The following is an 11,886-nucleotide window of genomic DNA, read 5'->3' as shown; positions in this document are numbered from 1 at the left end:
CGCCGGGGAACCGTTGTGCGGCCGGGTCCGCGATCCGATAGTGGGGGTTTCACCTCATTCAGGGAGCGAACATGCTGCTGCGAACTCTCCTGGCATTGGCCGTGTTGTTCGTCGCACCGGTCGTGCCGGCGAACGCCGCGCCGGGGTGCTCCGGTTACGTGGCGTTGACCTACGACGACGGCCCGACCACCGGGTACACCCGCCAGCTGCTGGACGCGTTGCGGGCGGTGCGCGCGAGGGCCACGTTCTTCGACATCGGGTCGCAGGTGGAGCGGCACCCCGACCTCGTGCGGGCCACCGCGCGAGCGCGGATGTGGCTCGGCAACCACTCGTGGTCGCACCCCCGCCTGACCACCCTGACGCCCGAGGAGCTGACCTCGGAGATGGCACGCACGCAGGACGCGATCCGCCGGGCCACCGGCCGCACGCCGAAGCTGTTCCGCCCGCCCTACGGCGACACGAACGCCGCCGTGGCGGCGGAGGCCGGGCGGCAGGGGATGGACCACGTCCTGTGGTCGGTGGACACGCGCGACTGGAGCGGCCCGCCCACCGACGCGATCGTGCGCTCGGCGCTCACCGCGAAGGCGGGCGGGGTCGTCCTGATGCACGACGGCTACCAGACGACCGTGGACGCCGTGCCGCTGATCGTGCGGGGCCTGCGCGCCAAGGGGCTGTGCCCCGGCCGGATCGTCGACGGCAAGGCCGTTGCGCCCTGACGCGGCGACAGCGCGACCCGGCAGCGGCTTCCCACCGGGCGACGCGGTGGAGCGGGACCGCCGAGACGCGGACGGCGTGGTGGGGAGCCCGCGGGCTCCCCACCACGCCGTCCGTCACGCCCAGAGGTGCCCGTCGAGCCGTTCGGCGGCCTCGTCCAGCGTCCCCGAGTACGCCCCGGTGGACAGGTACTTCCAACCCGCGTCGGCGACGACGAACGCCACGTCCGCCCGCTCGCCGCGCCCCGCCGCCTTCTCGGCCACCGCCAGCGCGGCGTGCAGGATCGCGCCCGTGGAGATGCCCGCGAAGATGCCCTCCGACTCCAGCAGCTGCCGGGTGCGGCGCAGCGCGTCGTACGAGCCGACCGAGTACCGGCCGGTCAGCACGTCCGCGTCGTACAGCTCCGGCACGAAGCCCTCGTCGAGGTTGCGCAGGCCGTACACCAGCTCGCCGTACCGGGGTTCGGCGGCGATGACCTGGACGTCCGGCTTCTGCTCGCGCAGGTAGCGGCCGACGCCGACCAGCGTGCCCGTGGTGCCGAGGCCGGCGACGAAGTGCGTGATCGTCGGCAGGTCCTTGAGGATCTCCGGGCCGGTGCCGTGGTAGTGCGCGCCGGCGTTCGCCGGGTTGCCGTACTGGTAGAGCATCACCCAGTCCGGGTTCTGCTCGGCCAGCTCCTTGGCCCGCGCCACGGCCTGGTTCGAGCCGCCTGCGGCGGGCGAGAACACGATCCGCGCGCCGTACGCCTGGAGCAGCTGCTTCCGCTCCGCCGAGGTGTTCTCCGGCATCACGCAGACCAGGCCGTAGCCCTTGAGCTTGGCCACCATCGCGAGGGCGATGCCGGTGTTGCCCGACGTCGGCTCCAGGATCGTGCAGCCCGGTCGCAGGCGGCCGGTCCGCTCCGCCTCCTCGACCATCGTCAGGACCGGGCGGTCCTTGATCGAGCCGGTCGGGTTGCGGTCCTCCAGCTTGGCCCACAGCCGCACGTCCGTCGACGGCGACAGCCGGGGCAGCCCCACCAGGGGCGTGCCGCCGACCGCGTCGAGCAGCGACTCGTACCGGGCCACGGCTCAGCCGCCCGCGACGGCCGGGAGGATCGTCACGGTGTCGCCGTCCTTGACCGCCGCGTCGAGCCCGCCCGCGAAGCGGACGTCCTCGTCGTTGACGTAGACGTTGACGAACCGGTGCAGCGAGCCCTCCTTGACCAGGCGCGCCTTCAAGCCACCGTGGTTGGCCTCCAGGTCGTCGATGACCTGGGCGAGCGTGCTGCCCGCGGCCTCGACCGACTTCTGCCCGCCCGTGTGGGTGCGCAGGATCGTGGGGATGGAGACGGTGACGGCCATGCTGGAACCTCCGAGAGCAGCCGGATATCGGGAGAGGGACGGACGGCGGCGCTGTCAGCGACAGTCGGGCGTGTCGTCCGCGCCGTTGTGCGCGAACATGTACGACTCGACGACCTCGACCGGTTCTTCGGTCACGACGCCGTCCACGATCCGGTAGGAGCGCACCTCGTGCTCCTCCGGGTCCCTGGTGGACACCAGGACGTAGTGGGCGTCGGGTTCCCCGGCGTAGGAGACGTCCGTGCGCGAGGGGTACGCCTCGGTGGCGGTGTGCGAGTGGTAGATGACGACGGGCGCCTCGTCGTTGCGGTCCATCTCGCGCCAGACCCGCAACTGCTCGGCCGCGTCGAACCGGTAGAACGTCGGCGAGCGCTCGGCGTTGTCCATCGGGATGAACCGCTCGGGGCGGTCGCTGCCCTCGGGGCCCGCGATGACCCCGCACGCCTCGTCGGGGTGGTCGCGACGGGCGTGCGCCACCATCGCGTCGACGAGGTCACGGCGAATCACCAGCACGGGTTCATCCTACGTGGTGGCGGAAGCCGTCCCGGTGTGTGGGAACAGGTGCTGGACGGGCTCCCGCTCGACCCCCGCTGCCTGCGAGTACGCGAGGTGACCGCCCAGCAGGCCACCCGCGCCGAGCGCCGCGAGGCCGAGGGTGGACACCGCGCGGGCGACCACGCCGAACCCGTGGGCGCGCAGCCGGAACGACGTCAGGTAGAGGACGTTCGCCGCGGCGTTGGCGGCGAGGTGCACGAACGCCGTCCGCCGCTGCCGCTCGTCCAGCGTGGCGTACTCGGCCAGCCCGGACGCGATGGCGACCGGCGCGGTCGCCAGGCCGACCCCGATGAGGGCCTTGGCGGCCCGGCCCTCGCCGGGGGCGAGGTCGAGCAGCGCGGACGCCGAGTACAGGCCGATCGGGAGCATGACGGCGACGGGGTGCGCCGGGTGCCCGAGCGGTTCGCCGCGCAGCAGGCGCGAACCGCGGATCGACGACGGGATGGCCTCGGCGAGCGCCCCGGCCGCCCGGTCCAGTCCCCTGCTCTCCTCGATGCGCCGCAGAATCCGCGTCAACCTGCTCATGGGTCCTGGTTACCGCGTGTGGGCGAGCGCAAACGCCCGCGCCCGCCACCGGCCCTCGGGTCGGGGCGCTCAAGCGGTGGCGGCGCGTTGCACCGCCTCGGTCGCCGTCACGCACAGGTCGTCCAGCACCGCGCCCGTGGGGTTGCCCGTGGCCAGCGCGAACACCGTCGCGGGCACCCGCACCCCCGCCCGCGCCAGGCCGTCGTGCGCCGTCATCGCCACCCGGCGGCACTCGGCCTTGGTCAGGTCGGCGTCCACGACCACCAGCGCCGCCGCCACCCGCCCGACCACGACGATCGCCCCCGGCACCTCGGCACCGGCGTCCTCGCAGGCCGCGTAGCCCCGGTCGACCGGGTCGTCCCCGACCGCCGCCGCGGGCACGATCGGCACCACCTCGTGCGGGCGCGGGCCGACCGGGAAGCCGTGGTTCCGCTCGGACAGCCAGCGCACGACGCCGTTCGCCGAGGCCAAGCCGTCCGCCAGCACGACCGCGTGCACGTGCCGCACGAGCGCCGACGGGTCGAGCAGGTCGAGTTCGCGGGTGCCGAACGGCGCGCCGCGCACGTCCACGCCCGCCACCGCGCCCGAGGGCGCCAGCACGACCGCCACGCCGGGCGCGCGGCCGGCCAGCATCACGCCATGACCGCTTCCACCAGCGTCTCCTGCACCCAGGTCAGCCAGTGGTACACGCCCAGGTGCGGCGAGCGCGGGTCGTCGGGCGGCAGCTCGTCCGGCATGTCCTCCTGCACGTCCAGCGCCGTGCCCAGCGCGAGCCGCACGTCGTTCAGCGCGGACAGCCACGCCTCGGCCTGCTCCAGCCGCAGCCGCACGTCACCGCCGTCGGGCGGGCACGTCTCCAGCACCACCGCCGCCACCCCGGTCTTGCGGTCCAGCAGCTCGGGCTCGTGCAGCGAGCGCAGGGCGTTCGCCGAGTCGACCTCGCCGGGGTCCGGCGTGTCGGGGTCGAGCCGGTGGAAGTCGGGCAGCAGGCGGCCCAGGATCGGGTCGTCGGGCGGCGCGGACGGGCCCGTCCGGATGCCGGTCAGCTCGGCCAGCTCGTCGCGCGGCGCCTCCTCCGCGCGGGCCAGCAGCATGTCCTGGACCTGGCCGACCAGGCCGCGCACGACCGCCGCCTCCTGGCGGTCGAACCGGCCGAGGACCGTGTCGCCGCTGCGCGTCCACTTCTTCACGACGAACGCTGCATGGTCGCCCAGAGCCCGGCCGCGTGCAGCTTGGCCACGTCGGCCTCCACCTTGTCCTTCGACCCGGAAGACACGATCGCCCTGCCCTTGTGGTGGACGTCCAACATCAACTTCGTGGCGTGGTCACGGCTGTAGCCGAACAGCTTCTGGAACACGTACGTCACGTAGGACATCAGGTTCACCGGATCGTTCCAGACCAGCGTCTGCCACGGGCGGTCCTCGGTGTGGACCTCCGCGGGCGCCGGGTCAACCTGCGTCCGCTCATGCTCGACGGGCGTGGTCATACCGCCAATGGTGTCATGTTCCGGTTGGTGGCGGAGCCCATAGGGCCACGTGCCGCGCCAGCGGGCCGGGCGCGCTTAGGCTCTGGCCTCATGTCGACGTCGTTGTTCACCGACCACTACGAGTTGACGATGCTGGCCGCGGCGTTGCGCGACGGCACCGCCGACCGGCCGTGCGTGTTCGAGGTCTTCGCCCGCAGGCTGCCCGAGGGCAGGCGGTACGGGGTGGTCGCGGGCACCGAGCGCCTGCTGGACGCGATCGAGGCGTTCCGGTTCGGGCCCGCGGAGCTGGACCTGCTCCAGCGGACCCGCGTGGTGGACGACGCGACGCTGGCGTGGCTCGCGGACTACCGGTTCAGCGGCGACGTCGACGGCTACCCGGAGGGCGAGCTGTACTTCCCCGGCTCGCCGATCCTGTCCGTGCGCGCCCCGTTCGGCGTGGGCGTGGTGCTGGAGACGCTGGCCCTGTCGATCCTCAACCACGACAGCGCCATCGCCTCCGCCGCCGCCCGCATGGTGGGCGCGGCGAACGGCCGGCGCATGATCGAGATGGGGTCGCGGCGGACGCAGGAGGACGCGGCGGTGGCGTCGGCCCGCGCCGCCTACCTGGCCGGTTTCACGGCGACGTCGAACCTGGAGGCCGCGCGGCGCTACGGCATCCCGACGGCGGGCACCTGCGCGCACGCGTTCACGCTGCTGCACGACACCGAGGAGGAGGCGTTCCGCAGCCAGGTCGCGGCGCTGGGCGCGGACACCACGCTGCTGGTCGACACCTACGACATCACCGCGGGCATCAAGACCGCCGTGGACGTCGCCGGGCCCGGCCTGGGCGCGGTCCGCATCGACTCGGGCGACCTGGGCGTGCTGGCCCGCCAGGCGCGCGACCAGCTCGACTCGCTGGGCGCGCGGAACACCCGGATCGTCGTGTCCGGCGACCTGGACGAGTACTCGATCGCGGCGCTGCGCGCGGAACCCGTGGACGCCTACGGCGTCGGCACCTCCGTGGTGACCGGGTCGGGCGCGCCGACCGCCGGCATGGTCTACAAGCTGGTGGAGGTCGACGGCCGGCCGGTGGCCAAGCGCAGCTCCCACAAGGAGTCGCGCGGCGGGCACAAGAACGCGCTGCGCCGGCACAAGGACACCGGCACCGCGTTGGAGGAGGTCGTGTTCCCCTGCGACGAGACGCCGGAGATCGGCCCGCACGACCGGTTGCTGCCGGTGCCGCTGATGCGCGGCGGGGAGCGGGTCGAGGGCCTGGACGGCCTGGCGGACAGCCGGGAGCGGCTGCGGGCCGCGCTGGTGACCGTGCCATGGGAGGGTTTGAAGCTGTCGCGCGGTGAACCCGCCATTCCGACGACGTTCCTCTAGCGGGACGCGTACCTCCGGTCGAGGGAGAGGCAGCATGACCAGGGCGTTGATCGTGGTGGACGTGCAGAACGACTTCTGCGAGGGCGGCTCGCTCGCGGTCGCGGGCGGGGCGGCGGTCGCGGCGGCGATCTCGTCGCACGTGGCGGCAGGCGGCTACGACCACGTGGTGGCGACGCGGGACTACCACGTCGATCCGGGCGCGCACTTCAGCGACGCGCCGGACTACGTGGACTCGTGGCCGGTGCACTGCGTGGCCGGGACGGCGGGCGCGTCGTTCCACCCGGAGCTGGACGTGGCGGCGGTGGAGGCCGTGTTCTCGAAGGGCGCGTACGCGGCGGCGTACTCGGGCTTCGAGGGCGCTTCCGGTGACGGGGAGCGGTTGGCGGACTGGTTGCGGGCGCGCGGCGTGGACCGGGTCGACGTGGTCGGGATCGCGACGGACCACTGCGTGCGTGCGACGGCGCTGGACGCCGCGACGGCGGGTTTCCGGACCACCGTGCTGCTCGGGCTGACGGCGGGGGTGGGGCGGGCGACCGTGGACGCGGCGCTGGACCGGCTGCGCGGCGCCGGGGTCGCGCTGGAGGGCACGCCCCGCGTGGGCTGACCCGGTGCGGCCGGGGTCGCGCCGGACGGCGCGGGCCGGTCCGACGCGAGCCGGTCCCGACGCCGGCCGGTCCCGACGCCGGCCGAGTCGTGCCACGCGGGTGTTCACGACGTGCGGCGGGCGGCCTGCGCGCCGGTCACGGCCCGGCAGAGCGGGCCCGCGCGCCGGTCACGGCGTGGGAGAGCAGGCCGTCTCGCCGACCACCACGTCGCCGCTGACGCCGGAATCCCCGGTGAACCGGAAGTGCATGAGGTTCATCGCGAGGCTGCCGTCGTTCGGCTGGGGCAGCACGACCTCGTTGAACGTCACCGTGGCCAGCACCTTGCCCGCCGTGCCCTTGACCTCGTGCACGTGGTTCGGCGGGATCTCGGCCGGCAGGCCGGCGAAGCCGCTCGGGCCGTCCAGCGTCCAGTCCGCCGACGTGCCGTCCGGCCTGCCGGTGCAGGTGACCCGCCACCGGTTCGCCCTGAGCCGCGGGCCGCCCGCCGACACGAGCGCGGAGAACTCGAAGTCGGTGCCCTCCGCGACGGACTTCGTCTCGGTCGTCATGTCCTGCGAGTTGAGCACGGTCGTCGTGCAGGACGACTTGCCCGCGCCGAACCGGATGCCCGGCTCCGACACCACCCCGGACGTGGCGGTCGTCGGCCCTTCGACCGCGCACCGCGCCTGCGGTGGCACGGCGACCCGGCGGCCGGACTTCGTGAAGTCGGCCCACCCGGTGGACGCGACGCCCGCCGGGTTCGCCGCGTGGGCGGGCGTGCCGGCCAGTCCGAGCGCCAGCGCCGCGGACACGGCCCCGACCCGGCGCGCGAAGATGTGGTTCATGTGCCGCCCTCCCGGTATTGCGCTTCACCGGGAATATCGTTCGGCGCGGGGCGGGGACTGAGCACCGACGGTGGCAGGTCACCGCTTGAGGCGACTTCGACCACTCGAACGAGTGGCCGAGCACGGCGCTGGACGACCGGACCGTCACGCGCGAGCCGGACCGCAGGCGGAACCGGACCCGCCCGAGCCGGCCCCGCCCCGAGCCGGGTTGCCTCGGGCCGGCCCCGCCCTGGACCGGGAGTGCCGGACCGGGGGTCGCCCCGGGGACCGGGGTTGCCCCGCGGGGGCCGTGGTTGCCCCGAGTGCTGCCTCGGCCGGCCCCGCCCCGGCCCGCGCTGCCTCGGCCGGCCCCGCTCCGGACCGGGCTGCCCCGGCCGGGGGTTGCCGGACCGGGCCGGGGTGCCGGGCAGCGACCCCGACCGCCGGGACCCGGCCGCCGGGGTCCGGCCCGGTTTCGGCGGTGTCGCCGGGTACCGTCTTCGCCGTGCCGTCCACCACCGCGATCCCCTCCACCAGGTCCCTGCTCGCCGTCGCCGTGGAGGCGGTGGGCGGAGCCGAGCGCGAGGGCCAGGTCGACATGGCCGAGGCGGTGGAACGCGCCATCCGCACCGGTGAGCACCTGGCCGTGCAGGCGGGCACCGGCACCGGCAAGTCCTTGGCGTACCTGGTGCCCGCGATCCGGCACGCGGTGGTCGAGGAGTCGACGGTGGTCATCTCGACGGCGACCATCGCCCTCCAGCGCCAGCTCGTGGACCGCGACCTGCCCCGCCTCGCCAAGGCGCTGCGCGAGGAGCTGGGCCGCGAGCCCCGGTTCGCGATCCTCAAGGGCCGCCGCAACTACCTGTGCATGCACCGCGTGCACACGGGCGCGCCGGACGAGCCGGAGGAAGCGGGCCTGTTCGACCCGTTCACGGTGTCGCGCCTGGGCCGCGAGGTGAAGCGCCTGCACGAGTGGTCCTCCGACACCGGGACCGGCGACCGCGACGAGCTGGTGCCCGGCGTCAGCGACCAGGCGTGGCGGCAGGTCTCGGTGACCGCCCGCGAGTGCCTGGGCGTGGCGAAGTGCCCGATCGGCGTCGACTGCTTCGCCGAGCGCGCCCGCGCCGAGGCGGGCCGGGCGGACGTCGTGGTCACCAACCACGCGATGCTCGCGATCGACGCGCTGGAGGGCTACCAGGTCCTGCCCGAGCACGACGTGGTGGTGATCGACGAGGCGCACGACCTCGTGGACCGCGTGACCTCGGTGGCGACCGAGGAGCTGAGCGCGTCGCTGGTCGCCACGGCCGCCCGGCGCTGCGGGCGGCTGATCGACCAGAGCGTGGCCGACCGCATCGCCGAGGCGGCCGACGGGCTGGCCATGATCCTGGAGGACGCGCCCGTCGGCCGCCTCGACGCCCTGCCGCCCGCCCTCCAGGGCGCGCTGCGGGCCACCAAGGAAGCGGCGCACGCCTGCATCACGTCGCTCGGCCCGGAGCGCAAGGAGGACGTGGAGGGCGCCACGGCCCGCAAGCTGGCCCGCTCGCTGCTGGACGAGGTGCACGACTGCGCGGCCCGCATCCTGGGCGCGTTCGAGGACGACCACGACGTGGTGTGGGTGTCCGGTGACTTCGGCGACCGCAACCGCGCGGCGTCGCTGCGGGTCGCGCCGCTGGGCGTGGGCGGCCTGCTGCGCGAGCGGCTGTTCGGCAAGCGCACCACGATCCTCACGTCGGCGACGCTGACGCTCGGCGGCACGTTCGACACGCTGGCCCGCCAGTGGGGGCTGCCGGCGGCGTCGAACGCCCGCAAGGCCGAGGGCACGGCCACCGACAAGGAACCGCCGTCGGACGCCGGCGCGCCCCGCTGGTCCGGGCTGGACGTGGGCTCGCCGTTCGAGCACGGCGCGAGCGGCATCCTGTACGTGGCGCGGCACCTGCCGCCGCCGGGCCGCGACGGCCTGCCACCGGCCTACGTGGACGAGCTGGAGGGCCTGGTCAACGCGGCGGGCGGGCGGACGCTCGGCCTGTTCTCGTCGATGCGCGCGGCCAAGGCGGCGACGGAGGCGTTGCGGGGCAGGCTGGAGTACCCGGTGCTGTGCCAGGGCGACGACGCGACCGGCCAGCTGGTGAAGCGGTTCGCCGAGGACCCCCGCACGTGCCTGTTCGGCACGCTGTCGCTGTGGCAGGGCGTGGACGTGCCGGGTCCGGCGCTGCAACTGGTGGTCATGGACCGGATCCCGTTCCCCCGGCCGGACGACCCGCTGGCGTCGGCCCGCCAGAAGGCGGTGGAGTCGAGGGGCGGCAACGGCTTCCTCACCGTCGCCGCCACGCACGCGGCCCTGCTGCTCGCGCAGGGGGCGGGCCGCCTGCTCCGCTCGATGCAGGACAAGGGCGTGGTGGCCGTCCTGGACCCGCGCCTGGCGACGGCCCGCTACGGCGGCTTCCTGCGCGCCTCACTGCCACCGTTCTGGACGACCTACGACCCCGAGGTGGTCCGCGCCGCCCTGAAGCGCCTGGACGCGGCCAACAACTGATACAGACAGCCGACGCCCTTCACGGCACGTGCAGCACGGTCGCCGTGCCGGGCTCGACCTCGGTGTATCCCGCGTCCCGAACCACGACCGCGTCCGGACGGGCGACCATCGCGTCCCACTCGGCCGGCGTCGGCGTCCGCACCGCGCACCGGTAGTCCAGCGCGGCCCACTCCTCCAGTTCCTCGTCGGTGAGCGTGGGCGCGAGCAGCATCGACGCGTGGCCCACCTGCGCCGCCGCCTTCCCCGCGGTCATCTCCACGCGCGGGTTCAGCCACAGCACCCGCGCGCCTTCGGGGACCGGCCCCGGCTCGTCGGCGGGCAGCTCGCTGCCCGAGATCTGCAACCGGGACAGCTCCTTGGGCAGGTCGGCCACCCGGCCCGGCACGAACGCCCGCACCTCGGCACGGCCCACGGCCAGCGTCACGCCCGGCAGCTCCTGCACGGCCGCCCAGTGCGCGCCGCGGGCCCGGCGCGACACCTTCCGGATGCGACCGCGCACCCACGCCACCACGTCGTCGTGCCACTCGCCGCCCGGCTCGGACCGCGGGTCCAGGCACACCGCCACGGCCGCCGCGGCGGCGGCCTCCAGCACGTCGGTCCGGCACGGCGGGTCGGCGCGCTCGATCCGCAGCACCACGGGCATGGCCCGCACCGACGCCGGGTCCTCCTCGTCGGTCGCGTAGTGCCGGTCGACCAGCATCCGCAGGATCGGGTTCACGGCCGCACCAGTTCCAGCCCGTCGGCCGCGTCGGCGGCCTCCACCTCGGCCCGCGTCACCCCGAGCACGAACAGCACCGCGTCCAGGAACGGGTGCGACAGGGCCGTGTCCGCCACCTCACGCAGCGCGGGCTTGGCGTTGAACGCGATGCCGAGCCCCGCCGCGCCCAGCATGTCGATGTCGTTCGCACCGTCGCCCACCGCCACGGTCTGCGCCAGCGGCACGCCCTCCTGCTCGGCGAACCGGCGCAGCGCCACCGCCTTGCCCGGCCGGTCCACGATGTCGCCGACGACCCGCCCGGTGAGCTTCCCGGCCACGACCTCCAGCTCGTTCGCCGCGCAGAAGTCCAGGCCCAGGTCGTCCACCAGCGACTTGACGACCCGCGTGAACCCGCCGGACACCACGCCGCAGCGGAACCCGAGCCGCTTCAGCGTCCGCACCGTGGTCCGCGCGCCCGCCGTCAGCTCCAGCGACGCCGCGACCTCGTCCAGCACGGCCTCGTCCAAGCCCTCCAGCAGGGCCACCCGGCGGCGCAGCGACTCCGCGAAGTCCAGCTCGCCGCGCATGGCCGCCTCGGTGATCTCGCGGACCTGCGGCTCCACGCCCACGTGCGCGGCCAGCATCTCGATCACCTCTCCCTGGATGAGGGTCGAGTCGACGTCGAACACCACCAGCCGCTTGGCGCGCCGCGTCAGCCCGGCCCGCTCCACCGCGATGTCCAGGTCGACCCGGACCGACACCCCGGCCAGCGCCTCGCGCAGCGCCGCGTCCGCGTCCGCGGTGTCCTGGGCCACCGACACCCGCAGCTCCAGGCCCGTGACCGGGTAGTCCGCGACGCCGCGGATCGCGTCGATGTTCACGCCCAGCGACGCCAGCAGCCGGGCGACCTCCGTGAACGCCCGCGCCGTCACCGGGCGTCCCAGCAGGATGATCACGTGGCTGGACTCCAGCCGCGCGGTGCGCTTCGAGTCGGCCCCGATCTCCACCTCGACGTGCATGGACACCGTGGCCATCGCCTGCTCCACGGACTCCTGCAAGCCCTCCGGGTCGTGCCGCGCGGCGACCAGCACGCCGAGCACCAGGCGTCCGCGGATGACGACCTGCTCGACGTCGAGCACGTCCACGCCGTGCCTGGTCAACACCGCGAACAGGACCGAGGACACGCCCGGCTTGTCCGGGCCGGTGACGGTGATCAGGACGGGTGTGGCGCTGGGCTTGCTCACTGGTGGCTCCTCTGCCGGA

General features: G+C 74.4%; 14 protein-coding genes. 4 read left to right on the top strand and 10 right to left on the bottom strand.

Annotated elements, in window-relative coordinates; translation table 11 throughout:
• Positions 1 to 71 precede the first annotated feature (71 nt).
• Positions 72 to 716, top strand: coding sequence for a polysaccharide deacetylase family protein (locus C8E97_RS07130; protein WP_121002799.1), 645 nt, complete (start codon positions 72 to 74; stop codon positions 714 to 716).
• Between the two features lie 114 nt (positions 717 to 830).
• Here the strand turns inward: C8E97_RS07130 and C8E97_RS07125 are convergent, their stop codons facing one another.
• The 7 genes from C8E97_RS07125 to clpS form a co-directional block, all read right to left on the bottom strand.
• Positions 831 to 1,781, bottom strand: coding sequence for a PLP-dependent cysteine synthase family protein (locus C8E97_RS07125; RefSeq protein WP_121002797.1), 951 nt, complete (start codon positions 1,779 to 1,781; stop codon positions 831 to 833).
• 3 nt (positions 1,782 to 1,784) lie between these two features.
• A complete protein-coding gene (locus tag C8E97_RS07120; RefSeq protein WP_121002795.1) occupies positions 1,785 to 2,057 on the bottom strand; it encodes a MoaD/ThiS family protein in 273 nt (90 codons plus the stop codon).
• Between the two features lie 54 nt (positions 2,058 to 2,111).
• Positions 2,112 to 2,567 carry a M67 family metallopeptidase gene (locus tag C8E97_RS07115; protein ID WP_121002793.1) on the bottom strand — a complete coding sequence of 152 codons (456 nt, stop codon included), beginning with the start codon at positions 2,565 to 2,567 and terminating at the stop codon, positions 2,112 to 2,114.
• A 9-nt stretch (positions 2,568 to 2,576) separates the two neighbouring features.
• Positions 2,577 to 3,134 (bottom strand): DUF2231 domain-containing protein, encoded by a 558-nt coding sequence (locus C8E97_RS07110; RefSeq protein WP_121002791.1) that lies wholly within the window; start codon positions 3,132 to 3,134, stop codon positions 2,577 to 2,579.
• 69 nt (positions 3,135 to 3,203) lie between these two features.
• Positions 3,204 to 3,767: a P1 family peptidase gene (locus C8E97_RS07105; protein ID WP_121010955.1), complete on the bottom strand. Its 564-nt coding sequence runs from the start codon at positions 3,765 to 3,767 to the stop codon at positions 3,204 to 3,206.
• Positions 3,767 to 4,324, bottom strand: a complete 558-nt coding sequence (locus C8E97_RS07100) for a DUF2017 domain-containing protein (protein ID WP_121002789.1) — start codon at positions 4,322 to 4,324, stop codon at positions 3,767 to 3,769. The genes C8E97_RS07105 and C8E97_RS07100 overlap by 1 nt, the downstream gene beginning before the upstream one ends.
• Positions 4,321 to 4,620 (bottom strand): ATP-dependent Clp protease adapter ClpS, encoded by a 300-nt coding sequence (gene clpS, locus C8E97_RS07095; protein ID WP_121002787.1) that lies wholly within the window; start codon positions 4,618 to 4,620, stop codon positions 4,321 to 4,323. Before clpS ends, C8E97_RS07100 begins: the two co-directional genes overlap by 4 nt.
• A gap of 90 nt (positions 4,621 to 4,710) precedes the next feature.
• Between clpS and C8E97_RS07090 the strand changes: the two genes are divergently transcribed.
• Both C8E97_RS07090 and C8E97_RS07085 read left to right on the top strand, forming a co-directional pair.
• The gene (locus C8E97_RS07090) at positions 4,711 to 5,985 is read left to right on the top strand and encodes a nicotinate phosphoribosyltransferase (protein WP_121002785.1); all 1,275 of its coding nucleotides are present in this window, start codon (positions 4,711 to 4,713) and stop codon (positions 5,983 to 5,985) included.
• A 34-nt stretch (positions 5,986 to 6,019) separates the two neighbouring features.
• Positions 6,020 to 6,589, top strand: a complete 570-nt coding sequence (locus tag C8E97_RS07085; RefSeq protein ID WP_121002783.1) for an isochorismatase family protein — start codon at positions 6,020 to 6,022, stop codon at positions 6,587 to 6,589.
• A gap of 168 nt (positions 6,590 to 6,757) precedes the next feature.
• Here C8E97_RS07085 and C8E97_RS07080 read toward each other — a convergent pair whose 3' ends face one another.
• Positions 6,758 to 7,414: a choice-of-anchor P family protein gene (locus C8E97_RS07080; protein WP_121002781.1), complete on the bottom strand. Its 657-nt coding sequence runs from the start codon at positions 7,412 to 7,414 to the stop codon at positions 6,758 to 6,760.
• 484 nt (positions 7,415 to 7,898) lie between these two features.
• Between C8E97_RS07080 and C8E97_RS07075 the strand changes: the two genes are divergently transcribed.
• Positions 7,899 to 9,926: an ATP-dependent DNA helicase gene (locus C8E97_RS07075; RefSeq protein WP_121010952.1), complete on the top strand. Its 2,028-nt coding sequence runs from the start codon at positions 7,899 to 7,901 to the stop codon at positions 9,924 to 9,926.
• A gap of 19 nt (positions 9,927 to 9,945) precedes the next feature.
• Here C8E97_RS07075 and C8E97_RS07070 read toward each other — a convergent pair whose 3' ends face one another.
• Positions 9,946 to 10,626, bottom strand: coding sequence for a peptidyl-tRNA hydrolase (locus C8E97_RS07070; RefSeq protein ID WP_246019341.1), 681 nt, complete (start codon positions 10,624 to 10,626; stop codon positions 9,946 to 9,948).
• Between the two features lie 14 nt (positions 10,627 to 10,640).
• Positions 10,641 to 11,867: a phosphoserine phosphatase SerB gene (gene serB, locus C8E97_RS07065; protein WP_121002777.1), complete on the bottom strand. Its 1,227-nt coding sequence runs from the start codon at positions 11,865 to 11,867 to the stop codon at positions 10,641 to 10,643.
• Positions 11,868 to 11,886: the final 19 nt, after the last annotated feature.

It is taken from the genome of Saccharothrix australiensis, assembly GCF_003634935.1.
Classification (GTDB): Bacteria; Actinomycetota; Actinomycetes; order Mycobacteriales; family Pseudonocardiaceae; genus Actinosynnema; species Actinosynnema australiense.
This window is presented reverse-complemented; position numbering and strand designations above follow the sequence as displayed.